Genomic DNA, 383 nt, shown 5'->3' on the forward strand with positions numbered 1-383 from the left:
GTTCTGGATGAGGATGGCAGCGGACGGGTCAGCGTTTCGCTTTATTCCGCCGCGGAGGATCCGATCCTTCAGCTGCGCTGCGGGGGGGAAGAGGCGGCCTTTGAGAAGATCGGCGAGAATCACTACTCGGCTATCCTCAAGCTTGCCAATGTGAAGCCGTGGTGGCCGCACACGCACGGCGCGCCTGATCTCTACGATCTGACGCTGGTTTCCGACGATGTAGAGTACCCGCTCGGTAAGACCGGTTTCCGCACGATCGCCCTCGATCGCGGGGCCGATGGCGACGGCTTCGGGCTTTGCGTCAACGGTGAGCGCGTCTTTTGCCGGGGTGCCGTCTGGACCACCGCCGATATCGTGCGGCTTCCTGGCGCGCGGACCGATTA

At 63.2% G+C, this 383-nt stretch carries 1 pseudogene; it reads left to right on the forward strand.

Annotated features, from left to right (window positions below):
- Positions 1 to 383 (forward strand): annotated as a pseudogene (locus tag AC1DIX_RS28205) (glycoside hydrolase family 2 protein); the annotation flags it as partial.

It is taken from the genome of Massilia sp. 05N420, from assembly GCF_056397205.1.